Here is a 26,150-nt window from a genome sequence, read left to right as displayed (position 1 = left end):
CACAAATGTATTTCCATTTTTTATAAGTATTAATGTTTAAAGGTTGAAGCAATTTATTTTTTGTATTATGATATTAAAAATGTTTGTATTAAAATTTATTGAATTTACAATATATTAAATATTACTTAGTGGATAATACTTAATATATTGTAAATTCTAAATAATAATAAAATAAATTACTTCAGTTTTTAAACTAAGAAATAAGAGGTGATAAAATGTTTGCAGATAGTGCAAAAATATATATAAGATCGGGAAAAGGTGGCGATGGCCATGTGAGTTTTCGAAGAGAAATATTTGTACCAGCCGGAGGACCGGATGGCGGTGATGGAGGACGTGGCGGCGACTTGATTTTTGAAGTCGATGAAGGAATTAATACATTAAATGAATTCAGACATATTAGAAAATACTGTGCAGAAGATGGGCAAAACGGTGGAAAGAGAAATTGTCACGGTAGTGATGGCTCTGACCTGGTTGTTAAGGTTCCACCAGGAACCGTTGTAAAAGAAGCTGAAACCGGTAAAGTAATTACTGATATGTCCCATGATAATAAAAGAGAAGTTGTCTTAAAAGGCGGGCGTGGCGGAAAAGGAAATCAACATTATGCGACGCCAACAATGCAAGTACCTAAATATGCCCAACCTGGAAAACCAGCCAGGGAGATGCATGTTATCCTTGAATTGAAGGTTATTGCAGATGTGGGTCTGGTTGGATTCCCTAATGTAGGCAAATCTACATTTCTTTCAAGAGTAACCAATGCCAAACCTAAGATAGCAAATTATCATTTTACAACATTAAATCCAAACCTGGGAGTAGTTGACCTTGAAGGTACAGATGGATTTGTAATCGCTGATATTCCTGGTCTGATTGAGGGCGCTTCTGAAGGAGTTGGTCTTGGACATGAATTCTTAAAACATATTGAGAGAACGAAAGTTATTATTCATATGGTTGATGCAGCATCCACGGAAGGCAGAGATCCCATTGATGATATCAAGAAAATCAATTCAGAATTAGTAGCTTATAATCCCGAGTTAGCAAATAGACCCCAGGTAATCGCAGCAAATAAAATTGACGTATTCTATGGTGAATATGAAGAAACTACCATGGAGCTATTAAGAGAAGAATTTGAACCAATGGGTATCAAAGTTTTCCCAATATCTGCTGTTAGCGGCAAAGGTGTGAAGGAACTTTTATATCATGTTCATGATATGTTATCAAAATTAGATTCTACACCTATAGTATTTGAAAGAGAATACTTCCCTGAAGAAGTAGATTATGCAAATGAACCGTATACTGTTGAAAAAACAGGAGATCACGAATTTACAGTAGAAGGCCCTAGAATTGAGCGTATGCTTGGTTATACAAATCTTGATTCAGAAAAAGGGTTTGAATTCTTTCAACGTTTCTTAAAGGAAAATAATATTCTGGATGAATTAGAAGCTTTAGGAATTGAAGAAGGGGATACTGTTAAAATGTATGAATTACAATTTGACTATTATAAATAATTGAAAAATTATTTATAATAGTCAACGAGGGAAATTCACAGAATTTCTCGAGTCTGTTAAATTATAAATTGCAATGATTTATAATTTTGTAAATCAATGTATTAAGGAGACTATAGAATGACAAGTAAACAAAGAGCCTATCTGAAAGGTTTAGCTATGAATATAGATGCTATTTATCAAGTAGGAAAATCCAGCCTGACTCCTGAAATCACAAAAGGGATCAACGATGCACTTGAAGCCAGGGAATTGGTAAAAATAAGTGTTTTAAAAAATTGTATGGACGATCCAAAAGAGATAGCGGGTATGGTTGCTGAACGAACAAATTCAGAAGTAGTACAAGTGATAGGGAAAAAAATTATATTATATAGAGAATCGAAAGAGAAAAAGAAAATTATTCTACCATAGAGGTTAAGTTATGGAAAACTTAAAGAAAATTGGTATCATGGGTGGTACATTTAATCCAATTCACAACGGACATTTAGCACTGGCTGCCAGAGCTTATGAACAATTTAAATTAGATCAGATACTTTTCATGCCATCTAAGAATCCACCTCATAAAGAACTTAAAACTATTATATCTGATAAACATAGGGTGGATATGGTTTCCCTTGCAATCTCAGATATCCCTGATTTTGTTCTATCTACCTTAGAATTGGAACGGGGAGGAACCACTTATACAGTAGATACATTAGATTATCTGACCAAAACTGAAAAAGATAAAATGTTCTACTTTATTCTTGGTGCAGATAGTTTATTCGAATTAGAAGACTGGCTTGAACCTGCAAGAATTATGGAGATGGCAAAAATTATTGTGGCATCCCGCAATACTCTATCTAATGAGAATATTACAGAACGGATTCAGTATCTTAATAGTACCTATAATACAAATATTGAACTAATAGAAATGCCTCCAATTGATATTTCATCAAGACATATCAGGGAATGTATTAAAAATCATCATTCAATTTGTAATTATGTTCCTAAACCAGTGGAAGACTATATTTATGAGAATAATTTATACCGTACTTAATATAGGTAAAGGTATCATATAAAGGAATAATTTTTATGGAATACAGTATAATAGAGCTTCAAGAAAAATTAAAATATATTCTACCGCCAAAAAGATTTATACACTCATTGGGAGTGCAATATACCTGTGCAAATCTTGCCATGAGATATGGATGTGATATCCAAAAAGCACAAATCGCCGGACTTTTACATGATTGTGCAAAATATATGCCTGATGAGGAAATGCTTACACTTTGCAGGAAGAATTTCATTCCTGTAACAGAAACAGAAGAAAAAAGTGCATTTCTGTTACATGCTAAATTAGGTGCATTTTTTGCTGAGAATGTATATAATATTAGTGATAAAGATATTATAGATGCAATTACTTATCATACAACGGGAAAACCTGATATGACGCTTTTAGAAAAAATTGTTTACGTGGCTGATTATATTGAACCATCCAGAAAAAGGATTCACGGATTAAAAAAAATCCGGAAAATATCTTATGATAGCCTGGATGAAGCAACTTATCTTATATTAGAAAGTACATTAAATTTCCTCCAAAAAGAAAGTACAAGGGAAATTGACCCTAGAACCAAGAAGGCTTTTGAATATTATAAATACTTAAATACCCATTAAGAAATAAAGGAGAGCAACAATGAGTACATCAAAAATAATGACAAAATTAGCATACGACGCATTAAGTGAAAAAAAAGGTGAGGATATAAGAGTTATTGAAATTGGTGATATCTCAATTATTGCGGATTATTTTATTATTGCCAATGGTACAAATGCTTCACAGGTAACTGCTTTAGTCGATTCTGTTGATAGTGTTTTAGGAAGAAACGGATATGAACCGAAACGTATTGAAGGAATTAACACATCTAGTTGGATTTTAATGGATTATGGTGATATCATTATCCATGTATTTTCAAAAGAAGATCGTTTATTCTATGATTTAGAAAGAATCTGGAGAGATGGAAAGACCATATCCAGAGAACAATTAGAAGATTAAAATAAATAGAAAAAACTCTATGCAATAATTCAGATTTCTGATCAGTCATTGCATAGAGTTTTTTTATTTATTTAATTTTAGCTAACTATTGAAACATTCTAAACAAACCAATTACTTTACCTAAGATATTAAGTTCTGTAACAATAATTGGGTCCATTGAGTCATTCTCAGGTTGAAGTCTAAAATATCCTTTTTCTTTATAAAAAGTCTTAACCGTAACGGAATCATCAACCAATGCTACTACAATTTCGCCATTCTCTGCCGTTGGCTGTTTTTCTACAAGAATCTTATCCCCATCAAAAATCCCAACGTTAATCATACTGTCCCCTTTAACTTTTAACATAAAAGTTTCTTTATTAGGCATAAATTCTGATAGCATAGGAAAGTAGCCATCTAAATTTTCTACTGCAAGGATGGGCTGACCGGCAGTAACTGTTCCTATGATTGGAACATTCACAATTTCACGTCGTGTTAAATTAAATTCATCATCCATAATCTCAATTGCTCTGGGTTTTGTTGGATCTCTCCTTATGTAGCCATTCTTTTCTAATGTTTCCAGATGAGAGTGTACTGATGAAGTAGATTTCAGATGAACAGCCTCACATATTTCACGAACTGCAGGTGGATATCCTTTATTCAATATCTCTGATTTTAAATATTCAAGTATCTCTTTTTGCTTTGCACTGATTTTGCCATAGCCCATTGAATTACGCCTCCATTCTAATTGATTCTTAACTCATTAATGCAGATTATGCCATGCAGCATTACGGACTAATCTGTCTATCGTGATTATTATACCATAAAGCTTTTTTAAATGCAAACGAATGTTTGCTAACAAATGTTCTGTTTTATTTAAAAAAAGTATTGACAACAGAATATTTGTTCGATATAATTCAAGCATAAACATTTGTTCGGAATATGTGTTCGTATTTATAGGAGGAATTATTATGAATAGAAGAGTTTATAGAAATTCATTACTCATGAAAAGAATTGCATTAATAATCACAGTAACTATAATAACCATTATAGCTTTACTTATATTTATATTTCCTAAAAAGATAGTTGTGAATGCCGGTGATAATAATAGAACGAAAACAGTCACTAGTGTTTTGATCAAAAAAGGGGATTCTCTTTGGAGCATTGCAGGCCAATATATGACAGAAGAATATTCCGATCGTAATGAATATATACAAGAAATAAAAGAATGTAACGGTCTTACATCAGATACCATTCATGAAGATCAATATCTTATCATTCCCCATTATGTAGAATTGTGAATATAGAGCGGGAGCTTGAATCATTAATTTATTTTACATAAGTTATTACTATATTTGCTTGTACCTTAATTTATATATACTACCTATAATCAAAAGACGAAAAAACTCTGAAGATCTGATATATGATTCATTTCTTTGGAGTTTTTTCAATTTATATTTTAATTTGCAATATCTTTTTGATTACAATCCTTAATGACATATATAACATTTTTAAAAAAATCAGCACTCACCTATTGACATTGCTAGTTATATCTGTTATATTACTTATATAGCAGATATAACTAATAACTATTTAATGAATCAAACAAGGAGGAATGAATCATGTTAGTACCAAGTATTTTTGAAAAGAACTTTTTCGAGGATTTCTTTAATGACACATTTACAACTCCATTTAAATTTATGAACAACAACAGAATAATGAATACGGATGTTCAGGAGCTAGGTGATAAATATCAATTAGAAATTGAACTTCCCGGATATGCAAAGGAAGATATTAAAGCTGAATTAAAAGATGGTTATTTAACAATTGAGGCTTCCCATAATGAAGAAAAAGAAGAGAATGATAAGAACGGAAACTATATACGCAGAGAACGTTACAGCGGAACATGCCGAAGAAGTTTTTATGTGGGAGACAAAATTACTGAAGAAGAAATTAAAGCAAATTTTTCAAATGGAGTGCTTAAATTAGAAATACCTAAGATGACTAATATTCCAGAAATTGAAGATAAAAAATATATCACAATAGAATAGTTTAATTTATGATGTACCTTTATAAACCAAAGACAGGATAGCTTAAATAAACTATATATTTCTTAAAACGAAATATATAGTTTATTTTTATCTGCACTTTAGATACTTATTTTCCAACCAATCCTTTTTATATTTTTTGCTAATTTTACTAGAAACGTTAATAAATACATAGTATAATGAATTTTAAATCACAATGAAAGAAGAATCATAAAATGAAAACCACATCAGAAAAATTAATAGGACATATTTTAGCCACAGTAACTATCATTATATGGGGAACTACATTTATAGCAAGTAAATTATTATTAGAGGAATTTACGCCCCTTCAGGTTATGATTATGAGATTTATTATAGCTTATATCACTCTATTTATTTTAAATCATAAAATCCAGAAAACCACCTGGAAAGAAGAGCTTGTCTTTCTTTCTCTTGCCATTACCGGGACAACCATATATTTTTTATGTGAAAATCAGGCACTTACAATAACCCTTGTATCAAATGTAAGTATACTCTTATCTGTAGCACCCTTATTAACCGCGATCTTAGCTCATTTCTATACAAAAGATGAGAAAGTAAATAATAAAGTAATATTGGGATCCATGATTGCATTTATCGGAGTTGCTTTTGTTGTTTTTAATGGGACAGTAGTACTACAGTTAAATCCTTTGGGAGATATTCTATCTTTTGGCGCAGCACTTAGCTGGGCAATCTATTCCGTAATTTTAAAGAAAAATGTAAAGCAATATGATTCTGTTTACTTAACACGCAAAGTAGTTTTTTATTCACTTATCACAACCTTTCCCCTATTATTCCTGGAAGGCGCTCCATTTCCCTTTAAACAAATTACGACTCCTTCCTTTCTATTTAGTTTGATTTTCTTAGGTGTTTTAGGAAGTGGTATCTGCTATGTAGCCTGGAACATTGCCACTAAAAAAATTGGAATTATAACAACGAATAATTACATATATGTGAATCCTTTTGTAACAATGATTGCCGCCGGTATTATACTTGATGAAAAAATTACAATTATGGGAATACTTGGTGCCCTTTTCATACTTGTAGGTGTAATAGTTGCCGGAATGAAGGGAAATATAAAAGTGGAAAAGCTAAATAAAGTAGAACTGGATTAATATTACTACAAAGCCTCTCAAAATTGAAAGTTTGAGAGGTTTTATTATATAAGTTACATATAATGGCATAATGTGGTATAATAATGAAAGTTAAATTTTGTAAACATTTTTTATATTACTGTATGGATGAATATAATAAATAGAAGAAAGGATGCCTATAAATTGAAATTATTAATACATGATTTACCCAAAGAAGAATTTACGAGATTGTTTCCCAATATAACAAAAGATATTTTAGTGATCTCTAATAATGCTCCAATTCAGAATTGTATCGGTTGTTTCGGATGTTGGATCAAAACACCTGGCAGCTGTGTTCTTCGTGATGAATATGGAAATATAGGTAAACTATTATCCAAATGTAATGAGATGCATATTATTAGTGAGTGTTTCTATGGAGGTTTTAGTGATTTCACTAAAAATGTATTAGATAGAGGAATATCTTTTATTCATCCATATTTCGTTATCCGTAAGGGTAAAATGCATCATAAACTTAGATATAAGGATAGGATAAAATTAAAAGCGTGGTTTTATGGCAGTGATATTACTTCAGAGGAGAAAGAAACAGCTACCAAGCTAATAAATGCAAATGCAATTAATTTTAATGCGTTAGAACATTCCGTCTCATTTTATAATAGCATAGAAGATATGGGAGGGGAATCAATATGAGAATAGCTTTTATAAATGGAAGTCCCAAAGTTAAGGATAGTGTTTCTGGTGAATTACTGAAAATATTGAAGTCACTATTAACTGATAAAAATGCCGAGGTTGATACATACGAATTATATAAACCACAGATCAATGAAAATGTAAAAGAAGAATTATATCGTTATGATGCACTGGTTTTTGCATTTCCTTTATATGTAGATGGAATACCTTCCAATTTATTATACTGTTTAAAATCCCTCCAGGAGTTTTTTTGTTCCAAGGGACCCCAAAATATAAAAGTTTATGGAGTAATAAATTGTGGTTTTTTCGAAGGGAGCCAAAATGAAGTTGCAATTGAGATATTAAGAAATTGGTCCACGAAATCCGGACTGTCCTGGGGACAGGGGATTGGAGTAGGCGGAGGTGGTATGTTGATCTCAATCAAAAATATTCCTCTTGGACATGGTCCTAAAAAGAATCTGGGTAATGCATTGCATAAATTAGTAAAGAATATATTAGATTACAAATCTGATAATGATATATTTGTAACTCCAAATTTTCCAAGATTTTTATATATCTTAGGTGGGAACAAGGGCTGGCGAGACCAGATTAAAGCCAATGGCCTAAAGGTAAAGGATCTGTTCCGTCAATTATAACATTCCATCTTATGATTTAATTCTTAAGTATCAATGAAAGGGGATGAATACAGTAAGCAAAGAAAATAAGAAATTCTATAAGTACTTGAGCCTATTATTTATAATATCAATCATAACACATAGACTTCCTCATGATTCTTACTCTATTATTCAGTATATCATAAGACCAATATATTTTAATAGCGGCTATCTTCATCTGGCAGGACTTGTACCATTGATCCTTATTATTATAAGCTTTCGAGGACTCTTCCAATTAGAAAGGTATAAATATAGAAATAAAATAGGCATTCTATTGATCTATTTTATAATCATCACACCAGTAACGAACTCTATTTTAGATACAACTATAACAAGTTATTATTGGTTAAGAAATAATGGCTTAAAGACAATGGATATAAAAGAAGAAGAATTCTCAATTTTTGCAATAGATAATTCCATGTATCTAAACATAGAATTAGAGTTAATTGACTATGGACGAAGTAAAAATGAATTTGCAGTCAGAGTATTTCCACCTAAATCACTTCAAAAATATACTGGTATTGAATATTATGAATTGGAAGAAAATTATCAGACTTTTGGAAATAAAATAACTATTAAAAAACAAATCAAATTAGAGTTACAGAATAATAAAACATTTGACCAGATTATGGAGTCTAAGTATTACTGGGAAGATGTAAAATATGAATTATATAATAGCGAGGATTCTGTTCAATTAATTCACCATGGAATATAAAATGTTTCATATAATGCTCAAAACTATCGGAATCATACAAAATGTAACATTCTAATATTGAATAAAAATAGTATTTATGGTATACTTCTAAAATAATATTAAAACTTATCTCATTGCCACCGGGTAATGAGAATTATAAGTGTTCAGACCCATTCCTGTAGGTCTTAGTAGGGATGGTGTATGGGCACTTTTTTATTGGCTTGGAGGACAACTTATGAAAAACACAGTATTATTCACATTTTTAAAGTACGTAATCTCGAATGTATTAGGGATGATCGGCCTATCCTGTTATATTCTCGCTGATACATTTTTCGTGTCAAATGGTCTTGGAGCAGATGGTCTGACTGCACTTAATATTGCTATATCTGTCTACAGCTTCATTAGCGGAACCGGATTAATGATAGGAATCGGCAGTGCAACCAGATATTCCATATTAAGAGCACAAAAAGAAGAAGAGAAAGCAAATATAGCTTTTACTCACGGAATACTTCTTGGTTTCATATCAGGTTTCCTGTTCCTTGTACTGGGAGTATTTGGTTCCTCCTACCTGAGCCGCTTGTTAGGTGCCAGTGATAATATATTTGCCATGACTAACGTCTATATTAAAACCATATTTTGCTTTGCTCCTTTTTTTTTACTGAATAATATACTGGTTGCCTTTGTTCGGAATGACGGCAGCCCCAAATTATCAATGGCAGGCATGTTAATAGGCAGTTTCTCAAATATCGTACTTGATTATATCTTTATATTCCCATTAAATATGGGGATGTTTGGGGCAGCGTTTGCAACTGGTCTTGCGCCAATCATTAGTATTTTAATATTGACCACTCACATGATCAAAAAACAAAATCAATTTCATTTTATCAAATGTAAATTCCAGTTATCCAGAGTGTCAGATATATTTCAACTTGGTCTTTCAGCTTTTGTTACAGAAGTATCTTCAGGTGTTGTCTTAATTGTATTTAATCTCCTTATATTAAATATAGAAGGCAATATAGGAATCGCTGCCTATGGAATAGTAGCCAATCTTGCACTGGTGGCAATTGCCATATTTACAGGAATAGCGCAGGGAATACAGCCTTTGGTCAGTAAATATCATGGGATAAGAGATCATATTCTCATACAAAAAATATTACGGTATACAATTATTTTAACCATGATTCTGTCAATAGTTATGTATATTTTTGTATTTATATTTAACGGGGAACTTGCATCTATCTTTAATAAAGATAATATCTCTGCTTTATCAGATTTTGCTTCAAGAGGACTTCGTTTCTATTTTATTGGTTTCTTTTTTGCCGGATTTAATGTTGTATTAACAGCATTTTTAAGTTCCGTTGAAAAACCAATGAGTGCATTAATGATATCATTAACAAGAGGCCTCTTTGCCATCGTCCCTTTTGCTTTCATATTATCATATTTCTTTAAAATGAATGGTGTCTGGCTGGCTTTTGCATGTACAGAATTCATTACCTGTTTCATTACATTATGGAATATGGGAAAATTATTTATAAGAAAATAATTGTATTATTTTATACTAAGGAAAGCTTCCATTATGAAATTATTCCGATTTCATAATGGAAGCTTTTTGTTATTCTGTTTTAAATCTCATTAGCACTTAACTATTTTATCGACATATTATAACTATAAGATATGGAATATGAATAAATGCGATATTGGAGGACTTGCAGAATGGAGTTTACAGTAAAAGAAATTATAAAATTAATATTAAAAAGGTTAATATGGATTATTCTTTGTTTATTTGCTGGATTATTAATATCCTTCATATTTAGTAGATATATAATAAATCCTTCGTATACAGCTTATGTACAGCTATACGTCATTCCAGATGATACAGAAGCTTCATTGAATTTAAATGAGTTGAATTATGCACAAAAAGTTGTTACAACATATATTAATTTTTTAAATACAAATGTTTTCTATCATGATATACAGGAAGAAAGCAATCTTAATTATTCAATCAATGAACTTAAACATATGACTACAATTAAAACAATCAATAATACTGAAATATTTCAAATTAGTGTTACATCCAGCAGTGCAAGAGACTCTTATACTTTAGTTGAAACAATGCAAAGAATCGCGCCTCAACTAATTAAGAGTATTAAGCCGTCTGCACAGATAAGCGTAGTTGATCCGGTAAGTGTACCAACAAAACCTTCCAGTCCAAATATTTTAAAGAATACATTGATTGGTGGAATGCTGGGGCTCGTTCTTTCAATTATTTTTTCATTTTTATGGGAAATTTTTGATGTGAATATAAAAGAGAAAGAAGAACTGATAACAAATTATCAATTACCAGTACTTGGAGAAATCCCTAATTTTAATGGGTATAAGGAGAAGCAATTATATAAAAGATATTTCCCATTTTTATTAAAATATAAGAAGTTTTCAAAGACAGAGCGAGAGCTTATGGATAATTCTAAATTTATCATTACTGAATCTTATAAATCTTTGAGGACAAATTTAAGATTTACATTGTTGAAAGATCAGTGCAAAAAAATTATTGTAAGCAGTCCGGTTCCTGAGGAAGGCAAAAGTACCACCAGTATTAATTTAGGGATTACAATATCACAAACCGGTTCAAAAGTATTATTAATAGACTGTGATTTAAGAAAAGGTAAGATACACAACTATTTCAATTTAAAATATAAACCAGGATTAAGTGATGTTTTATCGGGTATGGCTGAATTGACAAATGTTATTCGGAAAACTTCCTATGAGAATTTAAATATAATTACCATAGGCTCGATCTCTCCAAATCCATCTGAGCTTTTATCCAGCAGCCACATGGAAGAACTAATTAATGTCCTTGAAAAAGATTATGATTATATCATATTTGATACTCCGCCAGTTAATGTTCTATCAGATTCCTTAAGTTTAGTTAAATTATCTGATGGTTTGATAATTGTTGTAAGAGAAGGGGTTACATCACACCCTAATGTATCTAATGCCTTAGAAAAATTCCGATTATCACAGGGAAATATACTGGGATTTGTTATTAATGGCGTCTCAATCAACCAGACAAAGAAGTCAAAATATTATTACTATCAGTATGGTGATAGCAATGATTGATATTCATACTCATATTTTGCCGTATATAGATGATGGTGCGAAAGATTTGACAGAAGCAATAAAAATGACGGAGTGTTTATATTTACAACAGGTTACTTCTGCCGTTTGTTCTCCTCATTTTGATCCTACCCGAAATACCCTGGAAGAATTTCTAAATATGAGAACCAAATCATTTCATTTATTGAAGGATTCAAAAATCAAATTATATGTTGGCAGCGAGACAATGTTTCATGATTTTTTATTTCAATATCCAGATTTAAGCCAGCTATGTATTAATAATACAAAATATCTGCTTTTAGAATTTCCATATGATAAGCATTGGGAAGACCACGATTTCAATATGATTGAAAAATTAATGGGTTATTACAATATTATTCCTATTATTGCCCATATAGAAAGATATAGACCACTTTGGAACCATAAAAAACAAATTAAAAAATTAATTGATTTGGGATGCGTTATCCAGATAAATACGAATACGATCATAGAGAAAAAAAATAGAAGAAAAGCACTTCATTATATCAAAAAAGACTTAATAGATGTATTAGGGAGTGACTGTCATAATATGACATACAGACCTCCCATTTATACAGTTGCATTTGATATTATAGAGCAAAAATTAGGAAAAAATTATTGTTCTGAATTGCAACATAAGGCAGAATGCGTTATAAAAGGAACCGAAGTCAGAAATAGAATAGGTCATCGAGGATTTTAAGGAAGTGAATAAATGATTACTAAAAAATTTCGAACTCAAATTATTTTTATCATAGATATTTTAATTATATTTATAACCTGTTTTATCCTCTATTATTTAATACCAAATGGTAGCAATATTAATAATCAGAGTATGAATATATTTTTCACACATATGATTTTACTTATATTAAGTATTTCAATATGCCAATTTCTTTTAAGAAGTTATCAAAATATATGGAAATATGCTGAAAGTGGTGAATATGTAAAATTAATGCTGGGTGTATTAGCCGGATATTTGTTTTACACCTTAATAAATAACATACTTTTCATGTATAAGACAACACTGATTTTTTCCGTAGCTTCCTGTGCAGTTTCAATACTTTTGATGTTATTAATACGTTTCATTTATAGAAAATACCGGGTATATCTATTCCGCATTTCAAAAACAAAATTGCCGTTAGCCATTATCGGTGCAGGAAGTGCAGGTGTACTATTATTAAATGAAATAATTTATAATACCAAATCCGATTATCATGTTCATTGCTTTTTTGACGATGATTTAGATAAGATAGGGAAGAAGATCAGAGGAGTGAAAGTATCTGGTCCTATTGATAAATTCAATGAATTAATTCAAAATACTCAGGTAAGGGAAGTAATCATTGCCATACCATCTCTTACAGAGGAGAGAAAAAACGAAATCCTGGAAATTGTTTCAAAATCTAATATAGCAGTGAAAGTACTTCCAGACTTAATATCAATACTTCAAAACGGTTCAAATTTATTATCTTCAGCTCGTGAATTTAACGTGAATGAACTCCTTGGAAGAGAATCCGTTTCTTTTGACGAGTCAGAAATAAATTCGTATCTTAACAATAAAATAATCGTGGTAACAGGTGGCGGCGGATCCATTGGTTCCGAACTATGCAGACAGATTGCAAAAACTCATCCTGCTCATCTGATCATTATTGATAACTATGAAAATAATGCATATGAAATCCAACAGGAATTAATCGCCAAATATAAAGAAACATTAAATTTAACGGTAGAAATCGCATCCGTTCAGGATAAGGAAAAATTAGAACTTTTATTTGAACGGTATCAACCAGAAATTGTTTTTCATGCTGCAGCTCATAAGCATGTTCCATTTATGGAAGATAGTCCGGATGAAGCCATAAAAAACAATATCTTTGGAACATACAATACTGTTCAGGCAGCAAATCGTTTTAAAGTCGAGAAATTTGTCCTTATTTCTACGGACAAAGCGGTCAATCCAACAAGTATGATGGGCGCTAGTAAAAGATTTTGCGAAATGATAGTTCAGAGTATGAAAAATATCAGCAGCACAAATTATGTCACCGTCCGTTTTGGTAATGTTTTAGGTTCTAATGGTTCCGTGATTCCTTTATTTAAACGACAGATTGAGCAGGGAGGACCTGTAACAATAACTGATAAAAGAGCATATCGTTACTTTATGACCATACCAGAAGCAGCTCAGCTTGTCTTGAGAGCCTGCTCCATGAAATCACAATCAGAAACTTATGTTTTGGATATGGGGCAGCCGGTGAATATTTTAACTTTAGCGGAGAATTTAATAAAGATCATGGGGTATATTCCTTATACACAAATACCTATAAAAGAAATTGGGATACGGCAGGGAGAAAAATTAAATGAAGAACTCTTAATGAAGAAAGATGAGCTCTCCGAAACAGAAAATGCAAAGATATTTATCGAAAAACATGAAGCCATCTCATCCGATGTTATCGAAAGAAAAATGGAAGTTTTAAGAACTGCTCTGGAAACAAAGAATATAGAAATCATCCAACAGGCTTTAATAAATACCGTTCCAACATTTAAATTATTATAGTATTAAAAGGACTGTCTCAAAATTATGACAGTCCTTTTTCATTATAATCAAAATCTGGAATAATCAAATCAGGTACTAAATAAAAAACCTTTCATATATTAAAACTATGACGACATGAGAGGAGTTCTCTTATATTATGGAATATAAAAGAATAAAGAGATACTTTGATATTATATTTTCTTTATTGGGATTGGTCATTTTACTTCCACTTTTCGTAGTTATTTCGATTGCTGTCCGATTAGAATCAAAAGGTCCCATTATTTATAAACAGCCACGATTAGGCCTAAATGGCAGGGTCTTTACAATGTATAAATTTCGTTCCATGATTATCGGAGCCGAAAAAGAAGGTGTATATGAGAAAAAAGGAGACAATAGGGTTACCAATGTTGGTAAATTCATACGATTGACCAGCATTGATGAACTCCCTCAATTAATTAATATCTTTAAGGGTGACATGTCCTTTATCGGCCCAAGACCACCGCTTACATATCATCCATGGAAATTTAATGAATATACGATTATGCAAAGAAAAAGATTTTCTGTACTTCCCGGAATCACAGGCTGGGCCCAGGTTAACGGCAGAAAAGACCTGGATTGGAATATAAGGATTGAACTTGATAATGAATATGTTAATAAAATATCCTTTCTTTTTGATATAAAAATCTTATTGCTTACATTAATCAAAGGATTGACCATGTCAAACAATCTGAATATTGAAGAGACAGTAAAAAGTAAAGCAGAAAAAATGTCTTTAAAACTTATGTACATAACAAACGATGAAGCCATCGCCAAAATAGCAGAAAATAGCGGCGTAGACTGGATTTTTATTGATCTTGAAATTATAGGAAAAGAAAAAAGGCAAGGGCATCTGGATACAGTGATCTCACACCATGAAAGAGAAGATGTAAAAAAAATAAAAAATATATTATCACAGGCAAAGATAATTGTAAGAGTAAATCCAATCCATCCGGATTCTGAAAATGAAATTAATCAGATAATTGAATATGGAGCAGACATCATTATGCTTCCATATTTTAAAACCCAAAAAGAAGTAGAATATTTTATCAGGCTTGTAGGAGGGAGAGTAAAAACCTGCCTTTTATGTGAAACACCTGAGGCTGTAGAAAATATCGACTCTATTCTGTCCGTTTCCGGGATTGATTATATGTACATTGGACTAAATGATCTTCATCTGGGTTATAAAATGAATTTTATGTTTTATTTGCTGGCAGACGGGACAGTCGAATCCCTTTGTGATAAATTCAGGGCGAAAGGGATTCCTTTTGGCTTTGGAGGAATTGCACGTTTAAAACATGGTACATTACCAGCAGAATACATTATAAGAGAATTTTACAGACTCGGTTCAAGCATGGTCATTTTATCAAGAAGTTTCTGCAATGCAAATGAGATCTTACAATACGATATGATTGAAAAGGTATTTAAAGAAGGAGTATTGGAAATACGAACTTTTGAAGAAAAAATTCTTACAAAAGACTATTCTTATTTTGCAAAAAATCAAAGAATCTTAAAAAAGAAAGTAATTCAAATAGAAAATATCTTGAAAAGACAAAAGGAGATCATATGAAATTATTATTGACTGGGGCTTTTCATTACAATAAAGAGCAATTAAATACTTTAAAAGAGACCGCCGGTGAAATCATATATATAAAAGAAGAAAGACTACCTCTTACCATAGAGGTATCTGACATAGAGACTGTAGTATGTAATAATCTTTTCCTATACAATGATATTCAAAAGTTTACAAATTTAAAATTCATTCAGTTAACAAGTGCCGGTTACGATAAAATCCCTCTTGAATATATAAAATCACAGAATATCTTAATTGAAAATGCAAAAGGAGTTTACAGTGCTCCAATGGCAGAATGGGTTATTCTTATGATCTTACAAATATATAAGAAGAGTAGAACCTTTTATAGTTTGCAGAATAATCACCAATGGATAAAACAACATGATGTACTGGAGCTCTCAGGAAAAACAGCAGTTATTGTCGGTCTTGGTAATGTAGGCAAAGAAGTCGCAAAACGCTTAAACGCTTTTAATATTCATATTATAGGTACAGATATAACTTATGTACATTCAGAGACTATACATGAATTTTATCCTATGGAAGAAGTTGATATGGCATTGGAAAAGGCTGATATTCTCATATTAACACTCCCATTAACGAAAGAAACTTATCATTTCATCAATGAGGATAGGATAAACAGGTTAAAAAACAATTGTTTATTAGTAAATGTATCCCGTGGCAGCGTTATTGATGAATCATCATTAGTGAAAGCTTTACAAAATGAGAAATTCATTGGGGCTGCTTTAGATGTCTTTGAAGAGGAACCCCTTCCCACAGATAGTCCGTTATGGGAGATGGATAATGTTATAATAACCCCTCATAATTCTTATGAATCTGATAATGTGAGAGAACGATTATATGAACTCATATATAGTAATCTTTTAAACTATATTCAAAACAAGAAACATATCAATGTAAATCAAAGTAAAAGGAGATATAAATACTGTATTGTCACAACAATGTCCAGCTCTATTGAAAACTGGATCAAACCATTCTTTAAATTATACTATGATAATAACTTTGATATCACAATTGTATGTAATATGACAGAAGAATATATTAATTACATGCATAACGAATACCCCAATATAAAGACAGTAAATATATCTATACCAAGAGGCATCCATTTCCTGAAATCTATAAAAGCTTTATATCATCTGTATCTTTTATTTGTCAGGGAAGATTATGACCTGGTTCAATATTCCACTCCAAATGCCAGTTTTTACTCAGCAATCGCTTCTTATCTGGCAAAAATAAAAGTGAGATTATATTGCCAATGGGGAATGGTTTTTGTAACGATGAAAGGATGGAAACGTTTTTTATTTCAATTAATCGAGAGAACTACCTGTTTACTATCAACTCAAATCCAGCCCGATAGTTATGGGAATCTGATGTATTGCAGAAAAAATAGATTTTATTCTATAAGAAAAAGTCATGTAATCTGGAATGGCAGTGCCAAAGGAGTAGATTTAAATAAATACGATATTAATAAAAAAACAATATATCAACGGGAAATTTTAAACCGTTTTAAAATAGACGATGGATATATAATATTGGGTTTTGTTGGAAGACTGGGAATGGAGAAAGGCTGCAACGAGTTGTTTCAGGCATTTAAGATCTTGGAACGAAAACACTATAAAGTAAAACTTCTATTCGTTGGCCCTCTTGAAAAAGAAAATACAATAAAGCCTTCTTTGTTAAGATGGTTTTATCAAAACGATAATATTATCAAAACAGACCGGGTTACTGATGTTGAAAAATATATGGCGGCAATGGATATCTTTATTCTGCCAAGTTATAGAGAAGGATTTGGTATGTCCGTAGTAGAAGCACAGGCAATGGAAATACCTGTGATCGTAACAGATATCCCAGGACCTGTGAATGGAATGATACCTAATGTTACCGGTCTTACCATTCCGGTAAGAGATGTGAAAGCACTTGTTTATGCTACAGAAGAGTTAATAAATGATGAACTGAAACGAAAATTATTTGGCCAATTGGGAAGAGAATTTGTTAAAAGTCATTTTGACCACGAAATTTTTGCTAAAAAGTTAATAAGAAATAGACTTAATTTAATGAAAGGCTGTAAAAAATTATGAGGGTTTTAATTACCGGTAAGGGTAGCTATGTGGGAGGAAATCTAAAAAAATGGTTAGAAAACCCAGGTGGAATTATTGTAGATGAGTTAGATTTAATCGATGCCAAATGGAAGGAATATGATTTTACACAGTACGATGCAGTGATACATGTAGCTGCAATCGTACATAAGAAACATAAAAAAATAACATGGGAAGCTTACCGCAGGGTAAATATAGATTTAACGGTGGAAGTTGCCAGGAAGGCAAAAGAAAACCAGGTAAAACATTTTATATTCTTTAGTACTATGGCTGTATACGGACAAAATAAAAAATTGCCATATGGGAATGTAATTGATGATAATACCCCATTAAATCCTAAGAATTATTATGGCAGAAGTAAATTAGAAGCCGAAAAAAAACTCAAAAAATTAAATTCAAAGGATTTCATAATATCCATTGTCCGGCCTCCAAATATATACGGTTATGGATGTCCGGGAAATTACATGAATCATTTTATTAAAATGGTAAAAATATTACCTGTATTCCCTAAAGTATACGAAGAGAGCAAGCAGAGCTTTCTATATATTGATAACCTGTGTAAATATATTGAAATTTTAATCAGCGACAGAAGAGCAGGAGTATTTCATCCTCAGGATGGCACCGGCTTTAGCACTTGCCAACTGGTTTCAGAAATAGCAAATGCAATTGGTAAAAAGATATATTTTTCAGCCCCATTAGGAACAGTAGCAAGAGTGTTTTCAGAATTTGAGATTGTAATTAAAATTTTTGGGGGCCTGTCCTACAATCCTGTATTATCTGAATATCCATATGAAAATTATACGATTGTAGATTTTAGCAGCGGAATTAAAAAAACCGTAGTTTGATTTTGTTTGACCCAGAGGATAAAGGAATCAAACAAAATCAAAGGAAAGGAACAGATTATGAAAATATTAGTGGTTTCTTGCAGTCCCTGGAGAAATGATAATAATATCGGGAATTCTTATACGAATATTTTTAAAGGAATTGATAATCTGGAAATCGCTTATATTTGCTGTGGCAATGGAATTCCTGATACAGATTTTGTTAAAAAACATTTGCATATCAGTGAGAGAAATATTATCAGAAATTTATTCAATCCCAACCATAAATGTTGCTATGAAGTGAATGGCATTCATGAGGAAGTACTGGAGCCTATTGGTAAAAACGGAGCCTTTGATTTCATGAGGAAGCATCGCTTTCAACTGTTTTTTCTGTTTCGGGATATTATTTGGAGCTTTAAGAACTGGATATGTGACGATCTAAAAAAGTTTGTAGATGATTTTAATCCGGATATTATCTTTGCACAATTTTTAGATAGAAGCTATTTAAATGATATGCTTTTCTTTCTAAAAGATTATACGAAAAAACCATTGATCGTTTATGCCTGGGATGATGTTTATACCTTGAAGCAATTTTCCATATCACCATTATTTTGGCTGAACCGATTCCTACAAAGAAAAAAATTAAGAAATATCTCTAATATAAGTTCTTATATGTATGTAATATCGGAGCTTCAACAAATAGAATATTCTAAAATATTTAAAAGAAATTGTAAGGTGATATATAAAGGTTTTGATTTTAATAAAAAACCAGAATATATTCCATCCAATAATCCATTGAAACTGGTTTTTTCAGGAAATATAGGTTCAGGAAGGTGGAAGACACTGGCTTACATTGGTGATGCTTTACATGAAATAAATCAGCAGGAACCAAAAGGGATACTATATATATATACTGCTACACCTATCAGTAACCGTATAAAACAAAAATTATATTATCCTGAAAGCGTTAAATTACAAGGGAGCGTATCAGCGGAAGAAATAGCAAAACTTCAACTGGATGCTGATATTTTAGTTCATGTAGAATCCTTTCATTTAAAAGACAGATTACAGGTCAGATTATCCTTTTCCACGAAACTTGTTGACTACTTTAAAAGCGGAAGATGTATATTGGCTATTGGCAGTAAAAATATTGCTTCCATAGAATATTTATCTAAAAATCATGGGGCTATTGTAGTGAATAATAAATCTGAAATAAAAAAACGATTAGAAAAAATAATTTACTCACAAAGCTTAATAAAAAAGTATAGCAATAGGTCATGGGAATGCGGAAAAAAAAATCATCAGATAGAAGAGATACAGAAAATATTACAAAATGACTTTAATGAATTATTACAGCAATGATGATTAGAGGTGAAGAAAATTGATTATTTATTTAATAAATATTGCATTATTGATGATATACGGATTTTTCCTTCTTGTAAATCCTTCCTTAAAATATAAAAAAATATTTTGTTGTCTGGCATCTTTAAACTGGATACTCCTTTCAGGTCTGCGTAATGTGACTATTGGTGCAGATACCATAAAATACGAATATATATTTCAGCAGGCAAAATTGATTTCCTGGAATACTTTATGGAATGATTTTATAAATATATTTATTAAGGGCAGTTATGGAAAAGATCCCGGATATATTGTATTTCAAAAGCTGGTTCAATTATTTACGTCCAATTATCGGATCTATTTAATTATGATTGCTGTCATATTTATAGTACCATTAGGAATATGGATATATAAAAACTCTATTGATCCATTAATGAGTTTTATAATATATTCCTGTTTATTTTATTCTTTCTTTTCGATTACAGGCACAAGGCAGACTGTAGCGACTTCCATTGCTGTATTTATCGGATACAAATTTATAAAAGAAAGAAGATTCTGGATATTTTTCATATTGCTGCTATTGGCAATGCCAATCCATTTTTCTGCCATCTGTTATCTGCCTTTTTATTTTATTGCCAATAAAAAAATCACAAATAAATATTTGACTTTTGCAGGGTGCGGAATGATCATCATACTCATTTTTAAGGAAAGTATATTTTATTTTGCCAGTAAAGTTGCCGGATATGAGCAATACCTTCCAGATGAAGGAGCCGGAACCTGGACATTTACCACCTTTCTGATTATCATACTGATTGCCGCATTAATAAAAAAAGAGAAGATACTTTTGGGTAATCCACAAGCCACACATTATATCAATGCTTTATTGATTGCTGTAATGCTTGCACCATTTACCTTTGTTAATTCTGCCACAATGCGTGTTATTCAGTATTTTTCATTATTCATAATGCTATTAGTCCCAGAAATCCTAAATACTTTCTCAAAAAAAGAAAAAAATTTCGTGTTTCTTATAGCTGCAGCAACTTTAATATTACTGCTTATCAGGAATGACCCTTCCTATATGTTTTTTTGGCAAACATAAATATAATCAGAAAGGTGGATAATAATTTTTGAAAATAGCATTTGTTTCAAACTATTTAAATCATCATCAATTATTCCTATGTAACCACTTAATGGATAAATGTGAAGAGTTTTATTTTATTGCCACCGAACCAATTCCCGAGTCAAGAATTAAACTGGGTTATGATGATATGAATTCCATTTATGATTATGTAATACGAATCTATGAGAATGAAGACCAAAAAAAGTATGGGCACAGTATTATTAAGAACTATGATGTTGTAATTTTTGGAGCATGTCCTGCCAAATTCATAAATATGAGAATGAGAAAAAATAAATTATCTTTCATATATTCGGAACGATTATTAAAAAAAGGACTTTGGCGCAGATATATACCATCGACCCGAAGAAAAATATATGAACGGATTATAAAATATAAAGATAAAAATCTGTATGTTCTTTGTGCCAGTGCTTATACATCCTATGATTTATCCCTATGTGGATTCTTTAACAAATGTTATAAATGGGGATATTTCCCGGAGTTGGATAAGAAAGATATAAAAACTTTAATGGAGAATAAAAACAAAGATTATAATAAGCTGCTCTGTGTTGGAAGATTAATCAACGGAAAATGCACAAAAGATGCTATTTTCGTTGCAAAACGACTAATGCTCAATAATGTTCCGTTTACCATGGATATTATTGGTATGGGTAATTATGAAAAGCCCTTAAAATTACTTGTCAAATTATTGGGTTTGACAAAAAAAATCCGATTTTTAGGTTCTATGCCGCCTGAAGAGGTAAAAAAGCATATGGAAGCCGCAAATATATTTATATTTACCAGTAATTACAAAGAAGGCTGGGGTGCTGTGATCAATGAAGCTATGAGCTGTGGGTGTGCCATAGTTGCCAGTCATGCTGTAGGCAGTGTTCCCTATCTGATTGAAAATAAGGTGAATGGTTTCATATATCGTTCCGGTAATATAAGTGAATTATATTATAAAGTAAAGCATTTGATTCAAGACCCGGATTTGCAGTACGAGTTTGGTATGAAAGCTTATGAAACCATGAATCATACCTGGAATGCAGATGTAGCTGCTTCAAGGTTCCTTGAATTTTCTGGAAGCTTACTGGTTAAAAAGACAAAATATTATCGTAATGGTCCATGCAGCATGGCCTATATTATAGAACAAGACTGGTTTCAATAATGAATATTTAATAGATAAAGAGGTTTATTATGAATGAATATAAAATCTGTCAATATGATATCAAAGAAGTACAAAGTAAAATGTTGGTGATCTTAAAAGAGATTGACCGAATCTGTAGAAAATACAATATTAAATATTCTTTGGAAGGGGGCACTTTACTTGGTGCCGTTAAATATAAAGGATTTGTTCCCTGGGACGATGATATTGACATTGTAATGCTAAGAAAAGATTATGAAAGGTTTTTAAGAATATGCAAAACTGAATTACATAGAGATTTCTTTATTCAAAATAATAAAACAGTGAAATATTTTCCATTAAATTATACTAAAGTTAATATGAATCAAACAGTGTATAAACAGGATGATATAAAAGATATCAATATGCATCACGGGTTATTTGTAGATCTTTTTCCTGTTGATAATGTCTCTAAGAAGTTTTTCAGGCTGCAGGCAGCTATGGTTGGAGTTCTTAGCGGTGCAAGAACAGTAAAAATCAATAGAAAATATAAAATTAATATGGAAGTAAGTAATAGAAAGTATAAGTTATTTATATATCATATCATTGCAATACTTCCGATTTTATTCATAAATATTGTATCTGAGTTAATATGTAAAATATTTAATATCCTGCAGACCAGGTATGTTTATGAAATATGTAATCCCAATTTGAAATTCAAACCATTAAATCGAAAGGTTTATGAGGAATTAATAGAATTAGAATTTATGGGTGAAAAGTTTCTGGCATCAAAATATTATAAAAGTTTTTTAAAATCAAGATTTGGTAATATTCATAGAATACTGCCTCTAGCAGAAAGACATCCCAGCCATAAAATCATTAAGTGTAAATTAGAACTTGGAAAAAAGGATATCCATATGAAAGTCATTCACATTAATGCTGTGAGCGGTATCCGAAGCACAGGCAGGATATGCTCTGAAATTATTGACTGCCTGAAAGAAAATGGCCACAAGGGATATATCGCTTATTCTGACGGCATCCCATTAAAAGGTTATAAAATTGGAACAAAATTTGACCGGATATGTCATAGTTTATTCTCCAGGCTTACCGGAAAACAAGGATATTTCTCCCGTATTGAAACCTTTCGTTTCCTGAAATATCTGGATAAAATCAAACCAGATATAGTACATCTTCATAATTTACATGGAAATTACATAAATCTGAAAATATTAATGGAGTATCTGATCAAAAATAATATACCAACTGTATTAACTCTCCATGACTGTTGGTTCTTTACAGGTAAGTGCTGCCATTATACTGTGGATCAATGTTATAAATGGAAGAGCGGGTGCAATCATTGTCCCAGAAAACGCAAGGATAACCCAAGCTGGTTCCTGGATAGAAGCAATAAAATGTACCATGATAAGAAAAGATTATTTCAAAGAATGAATCATCTTGCAGTAGTAGGTGTATCCGACTGGATCACCAACGAAGCCAGACAATCCTATTTGTCTGATTCTAAAATTATTACCCGAATATATAACTGGTCCGATTTGAATATATTCAGGCCGGTTTATTCAGATGATCTACGTGTAAATATGAATTTAATGAAGAAATTCATTATTCTTGGTGTGGCCAGTTTTTGGACGGCAGACAAAGGCTTATGGAATTTTATTCATTTATCCCAAATATTGCCTGATAATATCTCGATTATTATGATAGGAAATATGGAGGAAGATTTAGAAAATTATAAAAATATCATACATATTAGGGAAACTCATGATATTGATACTCTGGTCAAATACTATTCCATGGCAGATGTACTGCTGAATCTTTCTATGGAAGAAGCATGCGGAAAAGTCACTATTGAAGCATTGGCATGCGGTACTCCTGTAATTGCTTTTAATTCTACATCAAATCCTGAACAAATAGGAGAGCATTGTGGCTATGTCGTGAAAGGGAATGATATGAAAGGATTATACACAAAAATTATTGAAATATGCAGTAATAAAAAATCTTATTACAGTGAACATTGTATTGAATATGCCAGGAAACATTTTAATAAAACAGATAGATTAAATGATTACATTACTGTATATAAAGAGTTATTAAGTAATGTTAAAAAAAATGATATATAATCCCAAACATAATAGGGGGAATCCATTTGAACCCAATGAAAAATAATGAAACAAATCAAATAAAAAGAGGGGCAGTCATATCATATCTGGCCATTACCGTCAGCTTATTATCTGGTCTGCTTTATACCCCATGGATGGTCAAGCAGATAGGAGTCAATGATTATGGCCTATACACATTAGCCAGTTCTTTGATTAGTGTATTTCTTATTGATTTTGGGATTAGCGAAGCAGTATCCAGATTTATATCCAAATATAATGCGGAAGGAGATCAGAATAAAGTTAATGATTTTCTTGGTCTAATTTATAAGCTTTATATACTGATCGACTTTGTAATTCTTACTGTATTAATTATTTTATATTTCTTTATTCCAATGATTTATTCAGAATTAACTTCTGGTGAAATAGAAAAATTTAAAATTATATTTATCATAACTTCTACTTTTAGCATAATCTCTTTGCCTTTTGTAACCTTAAATGGTATTTTAACTTCTTATGAAAAGTTTATAACATTAAAATTATGTGAACTCATACATAAATTATTGATTTTAACACTAATGGTAGGTGCATTAATGTTAGGATTTAAACTGTATGCGTTAGTATTAGTAAATGCCTTTGCCGGTATATTCCTGATTTTTATTAAGCTGCTTTATATCAGGCGTTATCTTCCTGTAAAAGTACATTTTAAATTTTGGGATCGTACCTTACTAAAGGAAATCTTTAGTTTTTCTGTCTGGGCAACTGTAATTAGTATAGCAAACCGGTTTATATTTAATATTACACCATCTATTTTAGGTGCAGTAGCTGGTTCAGAACAAATAGCCATATTTGGTATTGCAAGTACATTAGAAGGATATGCATATATCATATCAGGAGCAATTAATGGAATGTTCCTTCCAAAAATATCTAGAATTATCACAAAAAATGAAGATAGTGGAAGTGTTTTACCTCTGATGATTAAAGTTGGCCGTTTTCAATATATTATTATCGGGCTGATTTTTGTTGGTTTTTCCATTGTGGGTAAAGAATTTGTCTGTCTATGGATGGGCGATGGCTTTGAGGCAGCATATTATGGAGCCATATTAATGATGCTGCCTGGCGTTTTTCGTGTCCCCCAGCAAATAGCAAGTGTAACAATCATTGCTATGAATAAGGTAAAGATGCAGGCTTTGGTATATGTTGGGGTAGCCATACTAAATGTACTATTATCCACTATATTTTCCAGTTACTTTGGGACTCTGGGGGCAGCAATCTCTATTTGCATTGTGTACTTTATACGTTTGATCATTATGAATGTGATTTATTATAAAGTACTGCATATTAATGTCTTTCAATTTTTCAAGAATTGCTATGCAGATATGGCACCACCAATGGTGCTCACCTTACTGGCCGGCATTTTCATGAATCATTTGTTTCCATACTATTCTATAACAGGATTTGTCATGAAAGGAACATTTATTGTAATTTTATATATCATATTAATGTGGAAATTGTCATTAAATCATTATGAAAAATCTTTTATTAAAATCTTTTGAA

The 26,150-nt window shown here is 31.4% G+C and carries 24 protein-coding genes; 23 read left to right on the top strand and 1 reads right to left on the bottom strand.

Translation table 11 applies throughout. The features are described 5' to 3' along the window. Nucleotides 1-215 precede the first annotated feature (215 nt). The 5 genes from obgE (at nt 216) to rsfS (ending at nt 3,525) form a co-directional block, all read left to right on the top strand. Entirely contained in the window at nt 216-1,502 is a 1,287-nt protein-coding gene (obgE, locus tag EDD66_RS06290; RefSeq protein ID WP_123608711.1) for a GTPase ObgE, read from the top strand. A gap of 117 nt (nt 1,503-1,619) precedes the next feature. Next, nucleotides 1,620-1,907, top strand: coding sequence for a ribosome assembly RNA-binding protein YhbY (yhbY, locus tag EDD66_RS06285; RefSeq protein WP_123608710.1), 288 nt, complete (start codon nt 1,620-1,622; stop codon nt 1,905-1,907). Between the two features lie 10 nt (nt 1,908-1,917). Further along, on the top strand, nt 1,918-2,532 hold the full coding sequence (gene nadD, locus EDD66_RS06280) for a nicotinate-nucleotide adenylyltransferase (RefSeq protein ID WP_123608709.1): 615 nt from the start codon (nt 1,918-1,920) through the stop codon (nt 2,530-2,532). A gap of 35 nt (nt 2,533-2,567) precedes the next feature. Next, nucleotides 2,568-3,149, top strand: coding sequence for a bis(5'-nucleosyl)-tetraphosphatase (symmetrical) YqeK (gene yqeK, locus EDD66_RS06275; RefSeq protein ID WP_123608708.1), 582 nt, complete (start codon nt 2,568-2,570; stop codon nt 3,147-3,149). Nucleotides 3,150-3,168: 19 nt separating this feature from the next. After that, on the top strand, nt 3,169-3,525 hold the full coding sequence (rsfS, locus tag EDD66_RS06270) for a ribosome silencing factor (protein ID WP_123608707.1): 357 nt from the start codon (nt 3,169-3,171) through the stop codon (nt 3,523-3,525). A gap of 85 nt (nt 3,526-3,610) precedes the next feature. On the opposite strand, the gene lexA is transcribed toward rsfS, so the two are convergent. Then, entirely contained in the window at nt 3,611-4,228 is a 618-nt protein-coding gene (gene lexA / locus EDD66_RS06265) for a transcriptional repressor LexA (protein ID WP_123608706.1), read from the bottom strand. A 244-nt stretch (nt 4,229-4,472) separates the two neighbouring features. On the opposite strand from lexA, the gene EDD66_RS06260 reads away from it, so the two are divergent. From EDD66_RS06260 to EDD66_RS06170, 18 genes are all read left to right on the top strand, one after another. Next, nucleotides 4,473-4,802: a LysM peptidoglycan-binding domain-containing protein gene (locus EDD66_RS06260; protein ID WP_170164266.1), complete on the top strand. Its 330-nt coding sequence runs from the start codon at nt 4,473-4,475 to the stop codon at nt 4,800-4,802. Nucleotides 4,803-5,123: 321 nt separating this feature from the next. Further along, complete coding sequence (locus tag EDD66_RS06255) at nt 5,124-5,552, top strand: Hsp20/alpha crystallin family protein (protein WP_123608704.1); 429 nt, start codon at nt 5,124-5,126, stop codon at nt 5,550-5,552. Between the two features lie 212 nt (nt 5,553-5,764). After that, a complete protein-coding gene (locus EDD66_RS06250; RefSeq protein ID WP_123608703.1) occupies nt 5,765-6,682 on the top strand; it encodes a DMT family transporter in 918 nt (305 codons plus the stop codon). A 162-nt stretch (nt 6,683-6,844) separates the two neighbouring features. Next, nucleotides 6,845-7,348: a flavodoxin family protein gene (locus tag EDD66_RS06245; RefSeq protein ID WP_123608702.1), complete on the top strand. Its 504-nt coding sequence runs from the start codon at nt 6,845-6,847 to the stop codon at nt 7,346-7,348. Then, nucleotides 7,345-7,983, top strand: a complete 639-nt coding sequence (locus EDD66_RS06240) for an NAD(P)H-dependent oxidoreductase (RefSeq protein ID WP_123608701.1) — start codon at nt 7,345-7,347, stop codon at nt 7,981-7,983. Before EDD66_RS06245 ends, EDD66_RS06240 begins: the two co-directional genes overlap by 4 nt. Nucleotides 7,984-8,026: 43 nt before the next feature. Beyond that, nucleotides 8,027-8,716, top strand: coding sequence for a hypothetical protein (locus tag EDD66_RS06235; RefSeq protein WP_123608700.1), 690 nt, complete (start codon nt 8,027-8,029; stop codon nt 8,714-8,716). 214 nt (nt 8,717-8,930) lie between these two features. Further along, nucleotides 8,931-10,238 (top strand): MATE family efflux transporter, encoded by a 1,308-nt coding sequence (locus tag EDD66_RS06230; protein WP_123608699.1) that lies wholly within the window; start codon nt 8,931-8,933, stop codon nt 10,236-10,238. 170 nt (nt 10,239-10,408) lie between these two features. Next, nucleotides 10,409-11,812: a polysaccharide biosynthesis tyrosine autokinase gene (locus EDD66_RS06225; RefSeq protein WP_170164265.1), complete on the top strand. Its 1,404-nt coding sequence runs from the start codon at nt 10,409-10,411 to the stop codon at nt 11,810-11,812. Beyond that, entirely contained in the window at nt 11,805-12,527 is a 723-nt protein-coding gene (locus EDD66_RS06220; RefSeq protein ID WP_123608697.1) for a tyrosine-protein phosphatase, read from the top strand. The genes EDD66_RS06225 and EDD66_RS06220 overlap by 8 nt, the downstream gene beginning before the upstream one ends. A 12-nt stretch (nt 12,528-12,539) precedes the next feature. Beyond that, nucleotides 12,540-14,372: a polysaccharide biosynthesis protein gene (locus EDD66_RS06215; protein ID WP_123608696.1), complete on the top strand. Its 1,833-nt coding sequence runs from the start codon at nt 12,540-12,542 to the stop codon at nt 14,370-14,372. 136 nt (nt 14,373-14,508) lie between these two features. After that, the gene (locus EDD66_RS18855) at nt 14,509-15,957 is read left to right on the top strand and encodes an aldolase/citrate lyase family protein (protein ID WP_330510883.1); all 1,449 of its coding nucleotides are present in this window, start codon (nt 14,509-14,511) and stop codon (nt 15,955-15,957) included. Next, entirely contained in the window at nt 15,954-18,059 is a 2,106-nt protein-coding gene (locus EDD66_RS06200) for an NAD(P)-dependent oxidoreductase (protein ID WP_123608695.1), read from the top strand. The genes EDD66_RS18855 and EDD66_RS06200 overlap by 4 nt, the downstream gene beginning before the upstream one ends. After that, on the top strand, nt 18,056-18,922 hold the full coding sequence (locus tag EDD66_RS06195) for an NAD-dependent epimerase/dehydratase family protein (protein ID WP_123608694.1): 867 nt from the start codon (nt 18,056-18,058) through the stop codon (nt 18,920-18,922). The genes EDD66_RS06200 and EDD66_RS06195 overlap by 4 nt, the downstream gene beginning before the upstream one ends. 57 nt (nt 18,923-18,979) lie before the next feature. Next, complete coding sequence (locus EDD66_RS06190; RefSeq protein WP_123608693.1) at nt 18,980-20,260, top strand: glycosyltransferase family protein; 1,281 nt, start codon at nt 18,980-18,982, stop codon at nt 20,258-20,260. A gap of 19 nt (nt 20,261-20,279) precedes the next feature. Further along, nucleotides 20,280-21,338 carry an EpsG family protein gene (locus EDD66_RS06185; RefSeq protein ID WP_123608692.1) on the top strand — a complete coding sequence of 353 codons (1,059 nt, stop codon included), beginning with the start codon at nt 20,280-20,282 and terminating at the stop codon, nt 21,336-21,338. A 28-nt stretch (nt 21,339-21,366) separates the two neighbouring features. Next, nucleotides 21,367-22,524, top strand: a complete 1,158-nt coding sequence (locus EDD66_RS06180) for a glycosyltransferase family 4 protein (RefSeq protein ID WP_123608691.1) — start codon at nt 21,367-21,369, stop codon at nt 22,522-22,524. 29 nt (nt 22,525-22,553) lie between these two features. After that, the gene (locus EDD66_RS06175; protein ID WP_123608690.1) at nt 22,554-24,617 is read left to right on the top strand and encodes a LicD family protein; all 2,064 of its coding nucleotides are present in this window, start codon (nt 22,554-22,556) and stop codon (nt 24,615-24,617) included. A gap of 35 nt (nt 24,618-24,652) precedes the next feature. Further along, nucleotides 24,653-26,149, top strand: coding sequence for an oligosaccharide flippase family protein (locus tag EDD66_RS06170; RefSeq protein ID WP_148053928.1), 1,497 nt, complete (start codon nt 24,653-24,655; stop codon nt 26,147-26,149). Nucleotide 26,150: the final 1 nt, after the last annotated feature.

The organism is Mobilisporobacter senegalensis (assembly GCF_003752155.1).
In the GTDB taxonomy this organism is placed as follows: Bacteria; Bacillota; Clostridia; order Lachnospirales; family Lachnospiraceae; genus Mobilisporobacter; species Mobilisporobacter senegalensis.
This window is presented reverse-complemented; position numbering and strand designations above follow the sequence as displayed.

Coding starts and splice junctions, on each gene's coding strand:
- EDD66_RS06215 (WP_123608696.1), top strand. CDS start 12,540: ATGATTACTAAAAAATTTCGAACTCAAATTATTTTTATCATAGATATT.
- EDD66_RS06190 (WP_123608693.1), top strand. CDS start 18,980: ATGAAAATATTAGTGGTTTCTTGCAGTCCCTGGAGAAATGATAATAAT.
- EDD66_RS06175 (WP_123608690.1), top strand. CDS start 22,554: ATGAATGAATATAAAATCTGTCAATATGATATCAAAGAAGTACAAAGT.
- rsfS (WP_123608707.1), top strand. CDS start 3,169: ATGAGTACATCAAAAATAATGACAAAATTAGCATACGACGCATTAAGT.
- EDD66_RS18855 (WP_330510883.1), top strand. CDS start 14,509: ATGGAATATAAAAGAATAAAGAGATACTTTGATATTATATTTTCTTTA.
- EDD66_RS06230 (WP_123608699.1), top strand. CDS start 8,931: ATGAAAAACACAGTATTATTCACATTTTTAAAGTACGTAATCTCGAAT.
- EDD66_RS06240 (WP_123608701.1), top strand. CDS start 7,345: ATGAGAATAGCTTTTATAAATGGAAGTCCCAAAGTTAAGGATAGTGTT.
- EDD66_RS06195 (WP_123608694.1), top strand. CDS start 18,056: ATGAGGGTTTTAATTACCGGTAAGGGTAGCTATGTGGGAGGAAATCTA.
- EDD66_RS06250 (WP_123608703.1), top strand. CDS start 5,765: ATGAAAACCACATCAGAAAAATTAATAGGACATATTTTAGCCACAGTA.
- EDD66_RS06225 (WP_170164265.1), top strand. CDS start 10,409: ATGGAGTTTACAGTAAAAGAAATTATAAAATTAATATTAAAAAGGTTA.
- EDD66_RS06200 (WP_123608695.1), top strand. CDS start 15,954: ATGAAATTATTATTGACTGGGGCTTTTCATTACAATAAAGAGCAATTA.
- obgE (WP_123608711.1), top strand. CDS start 216: ATGTTTGCAGATAGTGCAAAAATATATATAAGATCGGGAAAAGGTGGC.
- EDD66_RS06170 (WP_148053928.1), top strand. CDS start 24,653: ATGAAAAATAATGAAACAAATCAAATAAAAAGAGGGGCAGTCATATCA.
- yhbY (WP_123608710.1), top strand. CDS start 1,620: ATGACAAGTAAACAAAGAGCCTATCTGAAAGGTTTAGCTATGAATATA.
- EDD66_RS06235 (WP_123608700.1), top strand. CDS start 8,027: ATGAATACAGTAAGCAAAGAAAATAAGAAATTCTATAAGTACTTGAGC.
- nadD (WP_123608709.1), top strand. CDS start 1,918: ATGGAAAACTTAAAGAAAATTGGTATCATGGGTGGTACATTTAATCCA.
- EDD66_RS06260 (WP_170164266.1), top strand. CDS start 4,473: ATGAATAGAAGAGTTTATAGAAATTCATTACTCATGAAAAGAATTGCA.
- lexA (WP_123608706.1), bottom strand. CDS start 4,228: ATGGGCTATGGCAAAATCAGTGCAAAGCAAAAAGAGATACTTGAATAT.
- yqeK (WP_123608708.1), top strand. CDS start 2,568: ATGGAATACAGTATAATAGAGCTTCAAGAAAAATTAAAATATATTCTA.
- EDD66_RS06255 (WP_123608704.1), top strand. CDS start 5,124: ATGTTAGTACCAAGTATTTTTGAAAAGAACTTTTTCGAGGATTTCTTT.
- EDD66_RS06220 (WP_123608697.1), top strand. CDS start 11,805: ATGATTGATATTCATACTCATATTTTGCCGTATATAGATGATGGTGCG.